Annotated in this window: 16 protein-coding genes; 7 read left to right on the plus strand and 9 right to left on the minus strand. The window is 64.8% G+C overall.

Features of this window, described 5'->3' with window-relative positions; translation table 11 throughout:
* Positions 1 to 72 precede the first annotated feature (72 nt).
* A complete protein-coding gene (locus tag WBR68_RS10735; RefSeq protein WP_230694152.1) occupies positions 73 to 975 on the plus strand; it encodes a DMT family transporter in 903 nt (300 codons plus the stop codon).
* Here WBR68_RS10735 and WBR68_RS10740 read toward each other — a convergent pair whose 3' ends face one another.
* From WBR68_RS10740 to WBR68_RS10755, 4 genes are all read right to left on the minus strand, one after another.
* Positions 976 to 3,366 (minus strand): TonB-dependent receptor, encoded by a 2,391-nt coding sequence (locus tag WBR68_RS10740; RefSeq protein WP_230694153.1) that lies wholly within the window; start codon positions 3,364 to 3,366, stop codon positions 976 to 978.
* A 140-nt stretch (positions 3,367 to 3,506) separates the two neighbouring features.
* On the minus strand, positions 3,507 to 4,451 hold the full coding sequence (locus WBR68_RS10745; protein ID WP_230694154.1) for a FecR domain-containing protein: 945 nt from the start codon (positions 4,449 to 4,451) through the stop codon (positions 3,507 to 3,509).
* The gene (locus WBR68_RS10750; protein ID WP_050445486.1) at positions 4,448 to 4,957 is read right to left on the minus strand and encodes a sigma-70 family RNA polymerase sigma factor; all 510 of its coding nucleotides are present in this window, start codon (positions 4,955 to 4,957) and stop codon (positions 4,448 to 4,450) included. Before WBR68_RS10750 ends, WBR68_RS10745 begins: the two co-directional genes overlap by 4 nt.
* A gap of 80 nt (positions 4,958 to 5,037) precedes the next feature.
* On the minus strand, positions 5,038 to 6,309 hold the full coding sequence (locus WBR68_RS10755; RefSeq protein WP_230694155.1) for a PepSY-associated TM helix domain-containing protein: 1,272 nt from the start codon (positions 6,307 to 6,309) through the stop codon (positions 5,038 to 5,040).
* Between the two features lie 241 nt (positions 6,310 to 6,550).
* Between WBR68_RS10755 and WBR68_RS10760 the strand changes: the two genes are divergently transcribed.
* Positions 6,551 to 7,546, plus strand: coding sequence for a Bug family tripartite tricarboxylate transporter substrate binding protein (locus WBR68_RS10760; RefSeq protein ID WP_230694156.1), 996 nt, complete (start codon positions 6,551 to 6,553; stop codon positions 7,544 to 7,546).
* Between the two features lie 51 nt (positions 7,547 to 7,597).
* Complete coding sequence (locus WBR68_RS10765; protein WP_230694157.1) at positions 7,598 to 8,575, plus strand: Bug family tripartite tricarboxylate transporter substrate binding protein; 978 nt, start codon at positions 7,598 to 7,600, stop codon at positions 8,573 to 8,575.
* A gap of 14 nt (positions 8,576 to 8,589) precedes the next feature.
* Here the strand turns inward: WBR68_RS10765 and WBR68_RS10770 are convergent, their stop codons facing one another.
* Positions 8,590 to 9,513 carry a LysR substrate-binding domain-containing protein gene (locus tag WBR68_RS10770; protein WP_230694158.1) on the minus strand — a complete coding sequence of 308 codons (924 nt, stop codon included), beginning with the start codon at positions 9,511 to 9,513 and terminating at the stop codon, positions 8,590 to 8,592.
* 237 nt (positions 9,514 to 9,750) lie between these two features.
* On the opposite strand from WBR68_RS10770, the gene WBR68_RS10775 reads away from it, so the two are divergent.
* Together WBR68_RS10775 and WBR68_RS10780 are read left to right on the plus strand one after the other, a co-directional pair.
* A complete protein-coding gene (locus WBR68_RS10775; RefSeq protein WP_230694159.1) occupies positions 9,751 to 11,637 on the plus strand; it encodes a CocE/NonD family hydrolase in 1,887 nt (628 codons plus the stop codon).
* On the plus strand, positions 11,634 to 12,131 hold the full coding sequence (locus tag WBR68_RS10780; RefSeq protein ID WP_230694160.1) for a GAF domain-containing protein: 498 nt from the start codon (positions 11,634 to 11,636) through the stop codon (positions 12,129 to 12,131). The genes WBR68_RS10775 and WBR68_RS10780 overlap by 4 nt, the downstream gene beginning before the upstream one ends.
* Here the strand turns inward: WBR68_RS10780 and WBR68_RS10785 are convergent, their stop codons facing one another.
* The 3 genes from WBR68_RS10785 to WBR68_RS10795 all read right to left on the minus strand — a co-directional run bounded on the left by WBR68_RS10785 (position 12,132) and on the right by WBR68_RS10795 (position 16,354).
* The gene (locus WBR68_RS10785; protein WP_230694161.1) at positions 12,132 to 13,730 is read right to left on the minus strand and encodes an aldehyde dehydrogenase (NADP(+)); all 1,599 of its coding nucleotides are present in this window, start codon (positions 13,728 to 13,730) and stop codon (positions 12,132 to 12,134) included.
* A gap of 52 nt (positions 13,731 to 13,782) precedes the next feature.
* Positions 13,783 to 15,123, minus strand: a complete 1,341-nt coding sequence (locus tag WBR68_RS10790) for an MFS transporter (RefSeq protein WP_230694162.1) — start codon at positions 15,121 to 15,123, stop codon at positions 13,783 to 13,785.
* A gap of 94 nt (positions 15,124 to 15,217) precedes the next feature.
* Complete coding sequence (locus tag WBR68_RS10795; protein ID WP_230694163.1) at positions 15,218 to 16,354, minus strand: iron-containing alcohol dehydrogenase; 1,137 nt, start codon at positions 16,352 to 16,354, stop codon at positions 15,218 to 15,220.
* A 107-nt stretch (positions 16,355 to 16,461) separates the two neighbouring features.
* Here WBR68_RS10795 and WBR68_RS10800 point away from each other — a divergent pair, with 107 nt between their 5' ends.
* Complete coding sequence (locus tag WBR68_RS10800; RefSeq protein ID WP_370641212.1) at positions 16,462 to 17,409, plus strand: LysR family transcriptional regulator; 948 nt, start codon at positions 16,462 to 16,464, stop codon at positions 17,407 to 17,409.
* A gap of 6 nt (positions 17,410 to 17,415) precedes the next feature.
* Here the strand turns inward: WBR68_RS10800 and WBR68_RS10805 are convergent, their stop codons facing one another.
* On the minus strand, positions 17,416 to 18,081 hold the full coding sequence (locus tag WBR68_RS10805) for an IclR family transcriptional regulator (RefSeq protein WP_370641221.1): 666 nt from the start codon (positions 18,079 to 18,081) through the stop codon (positions 17,416 to 17,418).
* A 274-nt stretch (positions 18,082 to 18,355) separates the two neighbouring features.
* Here WBR68_RS10805 and WBR68_RS10810 point away from each other — a divergent pair, with 274 nt between their 5' ends.
* Positions 18,356 to 19,324, plus strand: a complete 969-nt coding sequence (locus tag WBR68_RS10810; RefSeq protein ID WP_230694165.1) for a Bug family tripartite tricarboxylate transporter substrate binding protein — start codon at positions 18,356 to 18,358, stop codon at positions 19,322 to 19,324.
* The last annotated feature ends 4 nt before the right edge of the window (positions 19,325 to 19,328 follow it).

Here is a 19,328-nt window from a genome sequence, read left to right on the forward strand (position 1 = left end):
ACTGGCGACATAGTAGCGCCAGACGGACGCCTGCCCGGGCGGCACCATGCAAGGCTCGTTCTGGAGACCTTCATGCCCATCACTTCCCTGCTCTTTCCATTCATGGCCATCGTGCTGTGGGCCGGCAACGTCATCGTGTCCAAGCTGGCCGCCTCCGCAATTTCCCCCACGGCCATCACCTTCTACCGCCTGATCCTGGCGCTGGCGCTGATGACGCCCTTCGTGCTGCCGTCGCTGCGGCGCAACTGGTCGTCGGTGCGGCCGCACCTGGGCAAGATGGCAATCAGCGGCTTGCTGGCCATGGCGCTGTTCCAGAGCCTGTCGTACCGCGCGGCAGAAAGCACCACGGCCACCAACATGGCCATCGTCACCGCGCTGGTGCCCTTGTTGACGGCGATACTCAGCGTGATCGTGCTGGGTGAAGCGGTGACGGTGGGCATGGCGCTGGGCGGCGTGCTGTCGTTCACGGGCCTGTTGTACGTGGTGGGCCAAGGCGACATCGCCGCCATCGCGCGCAACGGCGTCCATGTGGGCGACCTGCTGATGCTGCTGGCGTCCTTGTCCTACGCGCTGTATGGCGTGCTGCTGCGCCGCTGGCGCTTGTCGATTCCGGCATGGCAGGCGGTGTACCTGCAAGCCGTGGCCGCACTGGTCTTCATGCTGCCCTTCTTCCTGATGCTGCCGGCGGGCGCGGCGTCGCTGGACGCTCGCACCTTGCCGCTGATTGCCTACGCCGGCATCGGCTCATCCATTCTGCTGTCGTTCTTCTGGATTCAAGGGGTGAAGCACCTGGGGCCGAACCGGTGCAGCATCTTCATCAATCTGCTGCCCGTGTTGACGGCCGTGCTGGCCGTGGCGATGTTGGGCGAACAGATGCACGCCTATCACGTCATCGGCGGCAGCATGAGCTTGATAGGCGTGCTAATCGCGCAGACGGTGCACAAGCCGCTGCACGCCGCGCGCGCCCTCGCCTGATCAGAAGTCCACCGTTGCCGACAACAGCACCGTGCGCGGCGCGCCGATGGTCAGGCCGTTGGACGAGGCCGACGCCCAGTAGGCTCTGTTGAAGACGTTTTCCACGGTGGCGCGCAGCGTGACGGGCGTGTTGCCGGCGCGCCAGGCGTAACGCGCACCCAGGTCCACGCGCGTCCACGCGGGGATTTCCTGCGTGTTCCTGGCGTCCAGATATTGCGAGGTGGTGCGCAAGGCGCGCGCCGACACGGTCAAGCCGGGCGCGAACGGGGTGTCCCATTCCACGCCCAGGTTCATGCTGTAGCGCGGCGTGCCGGGGGCCACGTTGCCCTCGGTCGTGGCGTTGCCGGTTTTGGTGAGGCGGCCATCCAGGTACATCACGCCGGCCAGCAGGCGCACATTGTTGACGGGCTCGCCGAACACGTTCAATTCCAGACCGCGATTGCGCTGCATGCCGTTGACGGCATACACGCCGGTGACCGGGTCTGTCAGCCCACTCGGGCGGCGAATCTGAAAGGCGCTGAAGGTGGCGCCGATATCGCCGTAGTCCAGCTTCACGCCGGCCTCGACCTGCTCGGACTTGATCGGCGCGAACACTTCGTTGGCATTGACGGCGGTAAGGGGCGCGGTGGGGCCTTCGCTCAGGCCTTCGATGTAGTTCGCGTACACCGACACGTTCTGCGTGGGCTTGCCCAACAGCGCGATGGCCGGCGTGACTTTGCGCTTGTCGTAACGGCTGGTGCGGTTGCCGGTTTCGTCATACTGCTCGGTAACCACGCGCTGCGAGCGCGCCCCCACCGTCAGTTGCAGGCGTTCGTCCCAGATCGATAGCGTGTCCGCCAAGGCCACGCTGGTCAGCCGGGATTCGCCGGATTTGGGAATGTCGGTGTCCAGCCCCGCAAGGGAAGGCGCGGACGTGGGCAGCGGCGTATAGAGGTTGGAACGGACAGGGTCGAAGTCGTAGCTTAGGTTGCCGAAGGTCTTCCGGAATTGCGTGGCGCTTAGCGATACGGCGTGCGACACCGCGCCGGTTGCAAAGCGGGTGCGCGCGCCGATCTCGCCGGTATGCACGCTTTCGTCGCGCAGGAAATACGTGGGGCTGGCCGAGAAATTGCCGGCCGCATCGCGCGTGGTGACGTTCATGCGCAGGAATTTGTAGTCGCCGTCGCGCGCGCCAAACGCGCCATAGACCATCGTGCGGTCGGTGATGTCGTGTTCGGCGCGCAAGGCGATGTAGCTGTCGCGCGAATTGGCGTAGGTCCAGTCGGGCGCGTAGCCACGGTCGACGCGCTTGGCGTCCGGCACGGGCACGCCCGCCGCCACGCCCACGCGCTCCTGTGGGGCGTCGACCTTGCGGTCTTGATGGCCGACGTCCGCCGACCAGCGCGTGCGTTCGCCCCGGTAGTCCAGGCCCAGCGTCATCAGGCCGCGCGTGGTGTGTTGCGAGCCCACGCCCGTGTCGCCACCCTTGTAGGCGCCGTTGACGCGGATGCCCAGTTCGCCCTTGTCGCCAAAGCGTTGGCCCAGGTCCACATGGCCGCCCGCCACGTTGTGCGTGCCGTAGCTGGCGGTGACTTGCCGGGTGGGCGTGTCTTCCGCCCGCTTGGGCACCACGTTGATCGCGCCGCCCACACCGCCCGACGGCGCCATGCCGTTGAGCAAGGCGTTGGGGCCTTTCAACACTTCAACGCGTTCAAGGCTTTCCACGGCCAGCGCGTAGGTGGGCAAGACGCTGTAAAGGCCGTTAAAGGCAATGTCGCTATTCAGGACCGGAAAGCCCCGAATGGAAAACTGGTCGAAGCGGCTGGTCCGGGGGTTGGTGTTCTGCACCGAGGCATCGTTGGACACCACGTCGGCCACGCTCTGCGCTTGTTGTTGCTGCATCAGGGTGCTGGTGTACGCCGTTACCGAAAAAGGCGTGTCCATGATGCTTCGTTCGCCCAGCATGCCGACGCTGGCGCCGCTGGCCACCTGGCCGCCGGCAAACGCGGGCATCAAGCCGCCGGTGTAGGCGCCCGTCACCGTTACCGCTTCCAACTGGGTCACCGCATTGGAGGGCACGGCGGACAAGGTGTATTCATTGGCCCCGGCCGGAACGGCGCGCAGGCCCGAGCCCGACAGCAGCGCGGCAAAGCCTTCCGCCACCGAGTAGTTGCCGTTCAGCCCCGATGACTGCATGCCTTGCACCAGCGTGCCCGGGAAAGACAAGCGCACGTTGGCCTGGGTGGCGAATTGCGACAAGGCCAAGCCTAGCGGGCCGGCGCCTATGCGGTAGTCGCGGGTGACGGACTGGGTGGCGGGTGCCTGGGTTTGCGCCATCGCACCGACGGGCAGCAATACCGAAAAGCACAGCAGCACGGCCGCGCGGACCGGGGAAGAACGAAATTGGGACATGAAGAAAGCACCGCGGGTAGAGTTTCGGGAGAACGGACAGGGGTCACGCCACGGCCCGATCCCGGCTGGGTTTCAGGGCCTCTATCCTGTACACCGAACGACGCGGAAAAAGATGCCAACGAGAATGCGGGGAATGGCGGCTATGCGTCGCGCGCCTGGATCTGCACCCAGTACCGCGTGCGCGAGGCCACGCGCACCGGCAGCGTGCGGGCCAGTAACGCCAGGCTGGCGTCCGTGTCCCGCAGGGAAAACGAGCCGTACACGCGCAAGTTCGCGACCTCGCTCGTGCAGTGCAAAAAGCCCGGGCGGTAGCGGGCCAGGGCGCGCGTCCAGTCGGCCAGGCGCATGTTGTCCGCCGTCAGAATGCCGCTGGTCCATGCGGGTGAGATTTCTGGCAGCGCCGTATCGGGCTGCGTCATGGCGGTATTGAACCTGGCCTGCCGACCCGCGCGCACGATCTGGCCGCCGCCCTCTTTGGGGCGTACGTCCACCGCGCCTTCGTAGACGTCAACCAGCGCGTCGTCTTGTTCCAGGCTGACCGTGAACTGCGTGCCGATAGCCTGCACGCTGCCCATCGGCGTCTGGACAAGAAACGGACGCGCGGGCACGTGGGCATCCCGCGCCGTCGCCACGAAGATCCGGCCCGCCCGAAGCGACAGCAAGCGTTGCGAAGCTGAGTAGCGGACGTCTACCCGCGTACCGGTATCCAGCGTCATGCGCGTGCCATCCGCCAACGTTGCCTGCCGGATCTGGCCAGTGCCGCTTTCCAGGTCCGCTTGCATGGCTCGCCACGCCGTGTAAGCCACCGGACCCGCGACCGCCAGCCCCAGCAGGCGAGCCGCCAGACGCCGGCGGTCCGGCTTGGCCAGCCCCTTCAGCGCATGCGCGCGCAGGGGGTGCGGCACTTGCCCAAAGGTACCCAGCACGCGTTCGGCCCGAGCCCATGCCTGCGCATGCGCGGGGCTGCGGGCAATCCAGCGGGACAGGGCCTGCAAGCTGGCGGGGTCATCCGGGGCATCGTGCAAGCGGGCCATCCAGCCCGCCGCTTCGGCCAACAGCGCATCCGGAATGTGCGGCGCGTTCATGGATCAATGGCGGTCAGGCACGCCAGGTATGCCTGCTGCATATGGCGGTTGACGGTGCGCACCGACAGGCCCGTGGCGGCGGCAATCTGCGCATACGTCAGGCCGTCCAGTTGCGACATGAGGAACACGCCGCGCACCCGCGCCGGCATGGCGTCCAGCATGCGGTCGATGCAGTACAGCGCTTCCAGAATCAAGGCCCGGCTTTCCGGAGACGGCGCGGTGTCGGCGGGCAGTGCGGCCACCGATTCCGCGTAGGCCTGTTCCACGCTGCGATGCCGCCAGAAGTCAACGACCAGGCCTTTTGCAACGTGGGTCAGGAAGGCGCGCGGCTCGGGCATTTCCAGCGGGCGGTTGCTGGAATAGACGCGCAGGAACGTGTCGTGGGCCAGGTCCGCCGCATCCCAGGCGTTGCCCAGCCGCTTGCGCAGCCAACTGTAGAGCCATTGATGGTGGTCGGCGTAAAGGCCGCTAAGGGCCAGCCGACGAGGCGCGATGGATTGGGACATGGGAGCGGGAGGCGGCGCGGAATGTCGTATTGATAATGAGTAACGTTAATAATAACGGAAACCCATGCCGCTACCCCGGTTCATCCGAACAGATTGATCCAGCCCATGGCCTCGCCGATGAACAGCATCTGGGACATCAACAGCAACGCCACCCACCCCCAGCGCCACGGGCGCATGCCTGTCCAGGCTTCACGCGAGGGCGCGACCGGTGCGCCGGCATGCCCGGCCTTTGCCCTGAGCGCGGCGCTGCCGCCCGCGATGCGCAGGCCGTAAAGATAGGCGCCAGTCAGGCACAGCGTGGTCAGCGCCGCGCCGAAGATGAACCACACCGCGCGCACGGGCCACGGCCCGAACGAGCCGAAATGCAGCGGGTCCGCCATTTCCGACAGGCGCTGATGCGGGCCGAGATCGGCCGCGCCGCGGCGGGCGACGGCCTCATCGGACAAGGGCAGCCGGATGGCATTGGCCCGGTCGCGAACCAGCCACGCCTGCGTCTGCCCTTCCACCTGCCCCGCCCGGCCATCGGCATCCAGCCGCAAGACACGGATGTCCAGATCGGGCCAGGCTTGACGCACGCGCGCCACGGCCACGTCCAGCGTCTTGGCCGTAAACGGCGCGGCGGCGCGTGGCGCGTCCGCGGTGGTGATGGCGGGCAGCGGCGGCGCATGCCCGCCCAGCGATTCGACCAAATACCACAGCCCGGTCAACGCAATCAGGGTGCTGAACCACAGGCTCCACACCGCCAGCAGCCGATGCGTATCGCCCCAGGTCAAGCGACGTTTTCCCCGCCGTGGCCACGCCAGAAAACCCCGCCACCAACGCTTGTAGACAACCAGCCCCGTCGTGATCAGCACCAGCAGCGGTATCGACAAGGCCGACACCAAGGGCACGCCATAGCGCGTGGGCAGAAACAGATGTCGGTGCGTGTTGCGCAGCCAACGCTGCAGGCTGAACCAGGACGTATCGCCGGTGACAATGGCGCGGTACGGGTCGATCCATACCAAGCGTTGTTCCCCTTGTGGCGTGCGCATCAAGGCCCGGGCGGCGAAGTGGGAAGCGTGGGCGGCAGTGACGGATTGCAGCGTCCAGCCCGGGCGCGCCGCTTGCGCGGCCTGGACCATGTCACCCCAACTTGCGCGCTGCGCGGCCGGATCGACGCGCATCGCGGGCTGCGCCAGCCAGTCCAGCTCGGTGGAAATGACGGCCAGCGTACCGGTCAGGCAAATGAACGCCATGAAGAGGCTGAGCTTCAAGCCCGCCCAGCTATGCAGCGCGAACCACCATTTGCGGTGGGAGGGGCCGGTGGATAGCTGGCGTGAAGTCGGGCTGGGCGGAGTCGAAGGGGATTTCATGCGGGCACGAGTGACTGAGGGCACCGGCGAAAAGCGGGGGCTCATATCAAGGTCACCGTCCAACGGCGAAAAAGATGCCAACACGATCCCAACGTAATGGCGAACCCATCGCGCCAAAGGAAAAACCTATAGGCGCATAGGAAAGCAGTATTTGAATTGATCTGACCGCCTGCCTAGCATGGGTCCGCACGCATCACACACAAAAAAGTTCGCGCCAAGCGCGTCAATTCAGGGGAATTCGATGTTTGACCACAGTAAAGCCCGTTCAGCCCGTTGCCTGCGCGCGGTCCTTGTCGGCGCACTGGCCTTTATCGGCCAGGCAGCCCATGCTCAGCCCGCCTATCCCGACCATCCCGTACGCTTGATCGTCCCGCAATCCGCGGGGTCCGGGGCGGACGTGGTCGCCCGCTTGTTGAGCGAAAAGATGGCAAGCGCCTTGGGCGCTTCTGTCGTCGTCGAAAACAAGCCTGGCGCGAACGGCATTGTGGCCACGTCTTATGTGGCCAAGGCGCCCGCCGACGGCTACACCCTGCTGTTGGCGGGCGTGTCCCAGATGAGCTTCAACCCCAAGCTGTACAAGAGCCTGCCCTACGACGCAAACAAGGATTTCACCTATATCGCGCCGGTGGTCGACACGCCCTTCGTCCTGGTCGCGGGAAAGAGCAGCCCCTACAAGAATCTGCCGCAACTGCTGGCCGCCGCCAAGGCCGCCCCGGACAGCATCACGTTCGCCAGCGCCGGGGCCGGCAATTCCACCCACTTGTCGACCGAGATGATCGCGGCAGGCGCCGGCATCAAGCTGCGCCACGTTCCCTACAAGGGCTCTGGCCCGGCGCTGAATGCCGTGATTGGCGGACAGGTCGACGTCATGACCAGCGTGCTGGGTTCCGCGTTGCCGCAGATCGAAGCGGGCAATGTGATTCCGTTGGCGATCCTGGCGGAGCAGCGCGCCAGCGACCTGCCCAATGTGCCCACCTTGAAGGAAGCAGGCATACAAGCCCCTGCCATGCCGGGCTGGTTCGCCTTGATGGGCCCGGCGGGAACCGACAGCGCCATCGTGAGCAAGCTGAACGGGGCGATACAGGCCGCCATTGCCGACCCGGCCGTCAACAAGCGACTCAAGGACCTGTACTTCGTTCCGATGCAAGGAAGCGCCGACGCCATGCGTGCCCGGGCAGAGGACGACGCCAAGGTATGGGGCGAGTTCATTGCCAGCACCGGCGTCCAGGTCGATTGACGCTGACGTACCGCGGCCCCGGCCCTTGCCCACGACACCTGGAGATTTCCAATGAAGACGCTATCCCTGCTCGCCGCCCTCGCCAGCGCCCTGACGATGCTCTCGCCGGCGCACGCGCAACAAGCCGCGGCTTGGCCAGACAAGCCCGTCCGGATCATCGTGCCGTTCGCGGCGGGCGGCTCGACCGACATCGTGGCACGCAAGGTGGCCCAACGATTGGGCCAACTGACGAACCAGCCGTTTGTCGTCGAAAACAAGCCCGGCGCGGGAGGGACGCTGGGAGCCGCCTACGCGCGGGGGCAGCCGGCCGATGGCTATTCCCTGTTCCTGGGCACGGTCAGCACACAATCCGTTGCGCCGTTCCTGTACAAGACCCTGCCCTATGACCCGCTGAAGGACTTTCGAGGGCTGGCGATGATCGCGTCCGTTCCCAACGTCGTCGTCGTCAACAAGGACCTGAAGCTGCACGATCTGAAAGGGCTGATCGCCACGGCCAGAAGCAAGCCGGGCGGCCTGACGTATGGGTCCAGTGGCCTGGGCTCGTCCAACCATTTGGCGACCGAGGCCTTGCGCGCCAGCCTGGACATTCCCGTGACCCATGTTCCCTATCGAGGCTCCGGCCCCGCCTTGACCGACACGATGGCGGGGCACGTGGACTTCATGCTGGACGTGGCAATGACGTCGTTGCCTTACATCAAGCGTGGCGACCTCAACGCTGTTGCCGTCACGTCCAGGCAACGCCTGGATGTCTTGCCCGACGTGCCTACCGTTGCCGAACAAGGTTTTCCGGACTTTGAAGCGCTGGGATGGTTCGGGCTGTTCGCCCCCGCGCAAACCCCCGAAGACGTTGCCGCGAAAATCGCGGGCTTAGTGCGTCAAGTCGTCACCGAGAAGGAAATGACCGCCTACTTCGAAGTGCAAGGCGCCACCGCCAGCGGCGTCACGCTGAAGGACTTCGATGACATCGTCGCCGCCGACCGCGCCCATTGGGGCAAGGTCGCAGAACTGGCGAAGATCAAGCCTGAATAGCAAGCGGCGCGTCGTCAGTTTTTCCAGCTGACGCCCGCCCATCGCCCCGTCTCCACCAGGTCGCACGCGACCTCTATCAAGGTCTGGTGGATGTGCGTGCAGACCACGCTTTTTTCGGTAGACAAGGACATGCAGACCGACACCCTGCGGCTGAACGCCTTGTCTGCAATCGGCGTGGACACGATCCGGTCGGACTCGGCCTCCGGCCCCACCAGCGCGGACGAAGGCAGCACGGTCCAACCTTTGCCCGCGCGTACCAAGCCAAGCAACACCGACACCGCGCTGGTTTCCGCAACCAGCGTCAAGGGCAAGGCGTCGTCCGCGAACGCGCGCGCGGCCAGCACACGGATCGAATTGGGAAAGCTGGGAAGCACCAGGGGCAACTCCGCCATGCGTTGCAGCGATATCGCATCCACGCCCAGCGCGGGTCCGACCAGATACAGGTTTTCGACCAGCAGCGGCGTCGTGGTCATGCGAGCCGGCTGCGGCTGGACGTCCATTGCCACCGCGATATCCATGCGGTGCAGGGAAACCGCCACGGCCAGGTCGGCGCTGCTTCCCTCGATCACTTCAAGCAACACCTCCGGATACCGCTGCGCCACCGCTTCAATCAGCGGCACCGCCAGCACGCGAGACGTACTGGTTGGCAGCCCGACCGTGACATGGCCCGCCGGTGTGTCACGCCCGTGCTTCAACGCGGATTTGGCCTCTTCCACTTGGCGCAACACCATCTTGGCGTGCCGGTACAAGAGCTTGCCCGCGTCGGTGGCGCGTACCCCGCCCGGGCCTCGGAGCAGCAAGGGGGTCTCAAACTCGCGTTCAAGGTTGGCCACGTGCTGGCTCAAGGACGGCTGTGCAATATGCAAGGTTTCGGCGGCGGCCGTAATGCTTTCCAGCTCGACGATGCGGGTGAAGTACTTGAGTTGTCGGAAATCCATCGGTAATTCCTATATCACGCTCGGATCATATTCAACGATGCGCTTGAATAGATGCCCCCTGCGCGTAATCCCTAGGAAATTTCAGCCTGGCACGCCCTGCGAGCCACATCGCTTTTTCCTATACCGATATCCACATTGCATATTGGTGCGGTCGATTGCACGTCAATAACATGGCTTGTGCAGTCGCTGCGGCCCCGTGTCCAGCGCATTTTTTTCACCAAGATTCCAAGGAAGTCCATGCCGTCGTACCCGAAAAACGAAGATGTGGCCTGGGTGGTCCCGCCGCAGGCCTACGCGGACACCCGACCCGGGATTTACGCGATCCCAACGCCGCGTTCCCGCTACCTGACGATGCGCGATGGCTGCCGCCTGGCAGTTGATATCTATGTTCCAGAAGGCACACCCGAACGCGGTGATGATCCGGCGCCCGCGCAGTTTCCCGCCATCGTGCTGTTCACGCCTTACTACCGCCGCTTCAAGCTTCACCCGGACGGAGTCGGCGAATGCGCGCCCAATACCGCCAAGTTCCGGGATTACTTCGTGCCGCGTGGATACGCCGTCGTCGTGATCGACGTGCGCGGCACGGGCGCAAGTTTCGGCACGCGCGACAGCTTCCGCTCGCCGCGCGAACGCGACGACAGCCGCGAAGTGGTGGAGTGGATCATCACGCAACCGTGGTCCAGCGGCGTTGTGGGCGCCACCGGCATCTCTTACCTGGGGGCCGCCTCTGATTTTCTGGCCAGTACCGGCCACCCGGCGGTGAAGGCCATCGCCCCATTGTTTTCGGTATGGGACACCTACACCGACAATTACTTTCCGGGCGGCATGCAGCTCAAGGCGCTGACGCAAAGCTACGACGACCTGATGGTCGCCCTGGACCATGACCGACGCGAGATGCTGCATCGGTTCGTCTACTACGCAAACCCGCACTTTGAAGGACCGCAGCCGGTAGACGAAGATCCGGAAGGCGAACTGCTGAAAACCGCCATCCAGGAACACCTGGCCAACTTCCGCCAGACGGAGTTCATGCCCGAGTTCCGCTTTCGCGAAGACCCCCTGCCCTACGATGCGCAGTTCAGCTCGGCTACGTTCAGCCCCTACAGCCTGGCCGAACAGATTCCCCCAGACGTGGCCGTGCTGTCGGTATCGGGCTGGATGGATGGCGGCGGCTACATGAACGGCGCTATTTCGCGCTATCTGACCTTGTCGAAAAACCCCAGCCACCTCTTGCTTGGCCCCTGGGACCATGGCGCGCGCATTGATGTGTCACCGTGGCGCACGACGCAGATGGCGGACTTTCCCTGGCTTGCCGAAATTCTGCGGTTCTTCGATCACTATCTGCTGGGCAAGCCAACGGGCCTGGATGCCGAGGCGCCGATCCACTACTACGCGCTGCACTCGGAACAATGGCGTAGCGCCGCGCAATGGCCGCCCTACGACCAGGGCAAAGACAGTTCTCTGTACCTGGCACCCGCCTTGGCGCTTGAGACCGCCCCGCCGCCCAGCCCATCGCATCAAGCCTATCAAGTGGACTTTGCCATCGGTACCGGCGCTGGCACCCGCTACGAGCGCATTGCCGCCATCAACAGCACCGAGTATTACCCTGACTGGCAAGGACGCGGCGACCGCATGTGCAGCTTTACGTCCGCACCGCTGGAGGCGGCGGCGGAATTGGCGGGCCACGCCGTGGCGGACCTATGGGTCAGCAGCAGCGAGCCCGACGCTGCCCTGTTTGTCTACTTGACCGAAATCGAGGCCGACGGCACCGAACGCTATGTGACCGAAGGCCTGTTGCGCCTGCTGCATCGCAAGACTTCACCCTGCCCGCCGCAATACAAGACCACGTGGCCCTTTCGCACATTCAGCCGGCACGATGCGCGGCCGCTGACGCCGGGGAAATTCGAGCGTGTCGAGGTTCCCCTCTTGCCCACCGCCTGGCAATTCCAGCAGGGCAGCCGCATCCGGGTATCGATAGCCGGCGCGGACAAAGACCACTGCGGGCAGGTTCCTCACGGCCGCCCGCCGCTGTTGAAGATCGGCACGGGCGGCGATCATGCTTCACGCATCGACCTGCCGCTTGCGCCGGTTCCACCAGGCATGGCCAGCAATGAGGCGAAGCCATGACCGCGCCGTTCAGCTTGTCTCAATCGGAAATCGACATCCTTCGCGCCGCGCTCTCTCACACCAAATCCGCGGAAGAGCCCGACCCCTTGCTTGCCGCGTTGGACGGCATTGCGCAGCGCGCGGTCGGCCACCGTTTGTTCACCGCCTTGCGTTATGACCTGACGGCCGGCACCGCACATCGCCTGTACAGCAGCGCCCCCGACCGTTATCCAGCCAGCGGCACCAAGTTGATAAGCGCGGCGCCGGCCATGCAGAAAATGCTGGCGACGGGCAAGCCCTTGCTCACGCCCGACGCGAATGCGGTTCGCATCAACTTCCCCGACGCCGACGCCATCTTTGCCTTGAATTGCCAGAGCGTGCTGAACATTCCGGTGTACGGCCGGGGCCGCCTGCTTGGGCAGATCAATCTATTGCACGCGGCGAATCACTACACGCCCGCGCACACCGACTTCTGCGCGGGCTTGGCGGTCATCGCTGCTACGGCATTCCTCTGATCAACGCCCCCCGTCAGGCGGCACCGGCGCCCCATCCACCAAACGCCAGATCCCCAACGGGTTGTCTTGTTGCACGGCCTCCGGCCGCAACCCATCCGGCAGATCCTGATAGCACACCGGTCGCAAGAACCGGTCAATGGCGGTTGCCCCAACGGACGTGTGCATGGCGTTCGACGTGGCCGGGTACGGGCCGCCATGCACCATGGCGTGGCTGACTTCCACGCCCGTGGGAAAGCCATTGGCCAGGATGCGGCCGCACTTGCGTTCCAGCACGCTTAGCAAGGCGCGGGCGGGGGCATGGTCGGGCGCGTCCAGTTGCAGCGTTGCCGTCAACTGGCCTTCCAAGTGCTCGGCCACGTCCAGCACTTCTTGCCAGCCTTGCGCACGAACGATAACGGAGGCGGGGCCGAACATCTCGGCCTGCAAGGCCTCGTTGTTCAACAGATTGCGCGCGCTGGTCACGTAGAGCGCGGCCTGCGCCGCATTGGCTTGTTCGCGCGCGGCACTGCCGTTTGCCACGGCTTCAACGCCCGGCACGGCCTGGACCTGCTGGCGGCTGCGGTTGTACGCGGCGCAGATGCCGGGCGTGAGCATCACCTGCGCGGCCTTGGAGGCCAGCGCGTCGCTGGCGGCGGCAATGAATCGATCCAACTCTGGCCCATCGATGGCGATGACCAGGCCGGGGTTGGTGCAGAACTGGCCCGCGCCCAGCGCGAGTGAATCCACGAAGCCTTGCGCGATGGCCTGCCCGCGCGTCGCCAGCGCGGCGGGCAGCACGAATACGGGGTTGATGCTGCTCATTTCCGCATACACGGGGATGGGTTCGCGCCGCTGGTTGGCAATGTTGACCAGCGCCAAGCCGCCTTGCCGGGAGCCCGTGAACCCCACGGCCTTGATGGCCGGATGCGCGACCAGCGCTTCGCCGATGGTTCGGCCCGCGCCGATCAGCAAGGAGAACACGCCTTCAGGCATGCCCGTGCGTTGCGCGGCTTTTTGCACGGCGCGGCCCACCAGTTCAGACGTACCCAGATGCGCGCTGTGCGCCTTGACGATGACCGGGGCGCCGGCCGCCAGAGCGGATGCCGTGTCGCCGCCCGCCACGGAAAACGCAAGCGGGAAGTTGCTGGCGCCGAACACGGCCACCGGCCCAAGCGGAACTTTTGCCTGGCGCAAATCCGCGCGCGGCAGTGGCTGACGTTCGGGTTGGGCAGTGTCAACAATGGCGCCCAGAAAGTGGCCGTCGCGCACCACTTGGGCAAACAGACGCAGTTGGCCGATGGTGCGGCCACGTTCACCCGTCAGCCGCGCCACGGGCAAGCCGCTTTCCTGGTGAGCGCGCTGAATCAGCGCGTCGCCCAGCGCCAGGATTTCATCGGCGATCGCCTCCAGGAATTCCGCGCGGCGAGCCTGCGGAAGATGGCGATACGGGTCGAAGGCGGCGGCGGCCAACGTGGCGGCACGCTCCACGTCAGCGTGCGTACCCAGGCCGAAGCTTGGTTCCGCGATGTCGGCATTCAAGGTGGGGTTGAAGGCGCATTGCGAACCGGCGGTGCCGCGCACGGCGGCGTGACCGATGAGCATTTCTCCAGTGATCTGCATGATTGAATTCCTTGGATAAAAGTCAGATGAGGTGGATGTCGACACGCAGGGATCAATCATCCAGCGGCTGGCCACTGCGATCGCGCGCAACCGCCACCGCAATGATGGACACCACCGCGCACGCCGCCAGGAACAGCACCACGGGCACATAGCTGCCGCTGTAGTAGGCGATGAGCGCCGTGGCGATCAGCGGCATGGGGCCGCCCACCAGCGCCGCGCCAATCTGATAACCCAGCGACATGCCGGTGTAGCGGATGGCGGGCGGAAAGGCTTCCGCCAACAAGGTGCCGATCATGGCGCCGTAGCTGGCCCAGATGACCCCAAAGCCCACGGCAATCGCCAGGCCCGCGGCCCACACCGACTTTTGATCCAGCAGCCAGAAGTACGGAAAGATCCACAACAGAAAGGCCACGCTGCCGCCGATGAACACATTCTTGCGGCCGATGCGATCAGACAGATGGCCAAAGAACAGCATGCACGGAAACGCGATCAGGGCGCAGACCAGCACAATGTTCAGAATGGTCGAACGCGCAAAGCCGTGATCCATCATGTACGAGATGGTGAAGGTGGCGTACAGAAAAAAGGTGGAAGTCTCGACAACCTTCGCGCCAATGGCGATCAGCACTTCGCGCCAGTGGTGCTGCAAGGTTTCCTTGAGCGGAATGCGGGCGCTGCTGCGCGTGGCCTGGATCTTCTTGAACGACGGGGTTTCGCCCACGGCGTTGCGGATCCACATGCCCACCATCACCAACACGATGGAACCCACGAACGGAATGCGCCAGCCCCAGGACTGGAACGCTTCTTCGCTCATGCTTGCGCTAAGCAGCGACGTGATGACGTTGCCCAGCGCCAGGCCCAGCACCGCGCCGGTTTGCGGCACGGCCCCATAGAAGCCGCGCTTCTTGCGTGGCGAATATTCCACGGCCAGCAACACGCCGCCGCCCCATTCGCCGCCCAACGCCAGCCCCTGCATCAGGCGCAGCAGCGTCAGCAGAATGGGCGCGGCCAGGCCAATTTGCGCGTAGTTGGGCAACATGCCCATCAGCACGGTGGACAAGCCCATCATCGACAGCGTCATCGCCAGCGTCTTCTTGCGGCCGATGCGGTCGCCGATGTGCGAGAAGATCACGCCCCCCAGCGGGCGCACCAGAAAGGCCAGCGCGAAAGTGGCCAGCGCCAGCATCTGGCTGACCAGCGCGTTATCGCTAGGGAAAAACTGCTTGGCAAAAATAATGGACGACATGGTTCCGTACAGGAAATAGTCGTACCACTCGATGGTGCTGCCCACCGCGCTGCCCATCAGCGCGCGGCGGCGCTCGGCATCGGGAACCAGGGTTTCTTTGTCGGCGGCGGTCAGGCCAGGGTTGGAACCCCCAACGGATAGGGTGCTCATGTCTCCACCTATTTGGATTGTTTAGTTGTTTGATTGTTTGAATACATAGCGCCATCCCATGCGGATGCGGGATGGGGCTTCAGGCGCGCACGTCTTACGTCGATGCGCGCAGCATCGCCACGTAGTCGTCGGCGCTGGCGTCGCGCGGGTTGGTGCGGTGGCTGTGGTCGGCCAGCGCGCCCTTGACGATTCGTTCGTAAAGGTCTTCCGTGACGCCCAGTTCGCCCAAGCCCGTCGGCAGGTTCAACGCGCGGCTCTTGTTGGCCAGGGCCTCTTCCACCGACAGCGTTGCTGGCAAGCCCATGGCTTGGGCCAGCCGCGCAATCTTGTCTTCATGCGCCACGGTTTCTGCGCCACGGTTAAAGCGCACCACCGCCGGCAGCAGAATGGCGTTGAGCGTGCCGTGATGCAGCTTGGGGTTGATGCCGCCCAGCGAATGGCTCAGGCTGTGCACGCAACCCAAGCCCTTCTGAAACGCCAGCGCCCCTTGCAAGGACGCGCTCATCATGTTGGCGCGCGCCTGGACGTTGCCCGGCTCGTTGACCGCCACTTCAATGTGACGCCACGCGCGCCACAGGCCGTCCAGCGCAATGCCGTCGGCAGGCGGGTTGAAGGCCGGCGCCAGAAAGGTTTCGATGCAGTGGGCAATGGCGTCCATGCCGGTGGCGGCGGTCAGGCCCGCGGGCAAGCCCAGCGTCAGCTCGGGGTCGCAGATGGCAACTTTGGGAATGACGTGGGGCGACAAGATGCCCACCTTGCGCCCATCGTCCAGGATGATGATCGCGCCTCGGCCCACTTCACTGCCGGTGCCCGCCGTGGTGGGAATGGCGACGATGGGCAGCGTGGCCGCCGTGATGTTCTGCACCCCGCCTTCAATCAAGGCGAACTGGCGCAGCGGGCCCTCATGGCGCGCGGACACCGCCACGGCCTTGGCCAGGTCGATGGAAGAGCCCCCACCCACGGCGATGACGCCGTTGCAAACCGCCTGCTTCAAGCTGGCCACGCCCGCGCGCACCGCCGCTTCCGATGGGTTGGGCGGCGTGTCGTTGAACACGGCCAGATTCGCGTGGCCCAGCGCCGACTTCACGCGGTCTACGATGCCAACCGCTTCCACGCCCCGATCGGTCACGATCAAAGGTTTGGTAATACCCAGGCGCTCACAGACCTCGCGCAGGTCCGCCAGGACGCCGGCGCCGAAGTGAATTTCGGTGACGTAATTGATCAGTGCCATGCTGCCTCTTTTCCTTGAAAACTTGGACCAGATAAGAAGGCTGAAGTCTAGGCATGGACGGCGGGTCGGTACACTGACGACTTTCTATACAGCTATAACTTTTATTCATGGCAAACGTTCCCCCCAGCCTGAATTCGGTCATGTCGCGGCTGCATGCCAAGCAGCTCCGACTGCTGATCACCATTGAGGAATGCGGCTCGCTGCTGGCCGCCGCCGACAAGATCGGCCTGACGCAGCCCGGCGCCAGCAAGGCGCTGCGCGAGCTTGAGCAGACCTTGCAGGTGGAACTGTTCGCGCGCACCAACCGAGGGCTGATACCGACCGAGGCCGGCCTGTGCGCGCTGCGTTTTGCGCGCCTGATCCAGGCGGACATCAACAAGCTGCGCTTCGAACTGGACGCCATTGCCAGCGGTGCGGGCGGCCGCCTGGCCATCGGCACCATCATGGGCGCCGTGCCGCTGCTGACCGATGCCGTCACGCACCTGTTGCGCCAGCAGCCGCGCATGTCGGTGGAGATCGTGGAAGACACCAGCGAGACCTTGCTGGGCCTGATCGAACGCGGGCGACTGGACGCGGCCATCTGCCGGTCGTCCGTCGGGCGTAACCAGGAGCTGTACGAATCCATCGTCATCAAGCCCGAGTCGCTGGCCGTGATTGCCAACGTGCGCCATACCGCGATGGGCGCGGACGCCGTGGACCTGCGCGAATTGCAGGACAGCCGCTGGGTGGTCTATCGCGCGCACATGCCAATGCGCCGGCTGCTGGAACGTGAATTCCACGAAGCCGAATTGAATTTCCCGCTGCACCTGATCGAGACCACCTCGGCGCTGGCTACGTTGACATTGCTAAGCCGCAACACGGATCTGGTCGCGCTGGTGTCGGAGGACGTCGCCAACTACTTCTGCCGCAACGGCTTGGTGGGCACGCTGGCCTTGGCGCTGAAGTCGCGCAGCGAGCCGTATGAACTGGTGTTCAGGAAGGGCGCGCCGAAAAGCCCGGCGTTGAGTCTGCTGGTGGAGGCGTTGATGCGGGAAGGGAACGCGGGGGTGGCGTAGGGATCGTCACGCCGCCCCACCCTGCCGCGCGCCCATCATCGAGCGCGACAGGCGGCTGGCCGTGGAAAGAATGGCTTCTTTATGGCCTAGCAGCACGGCTTCATTCAAGCGCGAGATCGGGCCCGAGATGCAGATGGCGCCCAGCAAGGTCCAATTGATGCCATAGACCGGCGCGGAAATACTGGACACTTCCGCGTCGCGCTCGCCCAGCGAGATCATGTAGCCGGCGCGCCGCACGGCCTCGTACTCTTCGCCCGCTTCGCCTGAAAACGCCAGCAACACGCGGCCCGGACTGCCCAGGTTCAATGGCAACGCCGCGCCCACGCGCACGTGGTGGCGGATGGACTTCGGCCCTTCCACACGCGCCATGCAGATGCGCTGATTGCCCTCGCGCACGTAGAACGTTGCGCTTTCCCCGGTTGCGCCCGACAGCTCTCGCAGTACGGGCTGCACCAATTCCTGCACGTTGAAGGTGGCCTGATAGCAGGCGCCCAGCCAGCCGGCCGCCCGCGCCAGACGCCATGTGCCATCCGGGCGCTGCGCCAGGTAGTCGTCCATGGCCAAGGTGCGCGCCAGGCGCAACACCGTGGATCGGTGGCAACCCGTGCGGCGGCTCAGTTCCGCCAGCGTCAAGTGCGCATCGTCAATGCCGAAGGCTTCCAGGATGCGCATTGCGCGTCTGACCGCGACCACGCCTTCCTCGGGCGCATCGTCTTCGGGGGCAACGTCTTCGGTGATGCGCGCGTCGTCCGTGGCGTCATCCGTGGCGTCCTCCATGGCGGCTTCCCGCTTGGATTTATCCACTTTGCCGCCTTTCTTGTTGCCGCTTTTGCTGTCTTTGATATCGACCATGGTACGCAACACGTTTCGCTGTACGAACCTGGATTGTATTAGGCGGAACACGATCGCACAATGCGCGGATCAAAACAACGACTGGAGACAAACCATGAAAGTCATTGCGCGCGTGCTGTCTGGCTTGGCGCTCATCTGCGTGGCGGGGTTGAGCGCCGCCCAGGGCTACCCCGACAAACCCATCCGCCTGATCGTCCCGTTTCCGCCTGGCGGCGGCACGGACGTGCTGGCCCGCGAAGCGGCGCTGAAGGTGGCCAAAAACACCGGCTGGAACATCGTCACGGAAAACCGCCCGGGTTCTGGCGGCAACATCGGCGTGGACGCCGTGGCCAAGTCGGCGGCCGACGGTTATTCGCTGGTGCTGGGCCAGACCAGCAACCTGGCCATCAACCCCACCCTGTACGCCAAGCTGCCCTACGACCCCGAGAAGGACCTGACCGCCATCGGCCTGGTCGCCGACGCGCCGCTGGTGTTGGTGGTGCCGGCCAATTCCCCGCTGAAATCATTCGACGACATGCTCGCGGCGGCGCGGGCCAAGCCGGAATTGCTGACCTACGCCAGCTCGGGCAACGGCACCGTGGCGCACCTGGCCGCCGTGCAATTGCAGAATGCGGCGAGCATCAAGCTCACCCACATCCCGTACAAGGGTGCGGCCCAAGCTTCCAATGATTTGATCGGCGGGCAGATCGACATGTACCTGTCGTCGGTTCCCACGCTGATCGGCCACATCCGCAACGGCAAGATGCGCGCCCTGGCGGTGACGGCTGCGCAACGCGCGTCCGATCTGCCTGACGTGCCCACCATCGCCGAACGCGGCTATCCGGGTTTTGAAGCCGTGACCTGGTTCGGTCTGGCCGCGCCGGCCGGCGTGCCCAAGGAAATCGTGCAGCGCCTGAATGCGGAATTCAACAAGGCATTGCAAACCCCGGACCTGAGCCAGAAGTATCAGGAACAGGGCGCGCGCGTGCTGACAAGCACGCCTGAAGACTTCGCCAAGCTGATCCACAACGACCGCATCCGCTGGGCCAAGATCGTGAAGGATTCCGGCGCCCGCGTCGAGTAAGCCC

The sequence above is a fragment of the Achromobacter sp. JD-1 genome (genome assembly GCF_038594925.1).
Taxonomy (GTDB): domain Bacteria; phylum Pseudomonadota; class Gammaproteobacteria; order Burkholderiales; family Burkholderiaceae_B; genus Achromobacter; species Achromobacter spanius_C.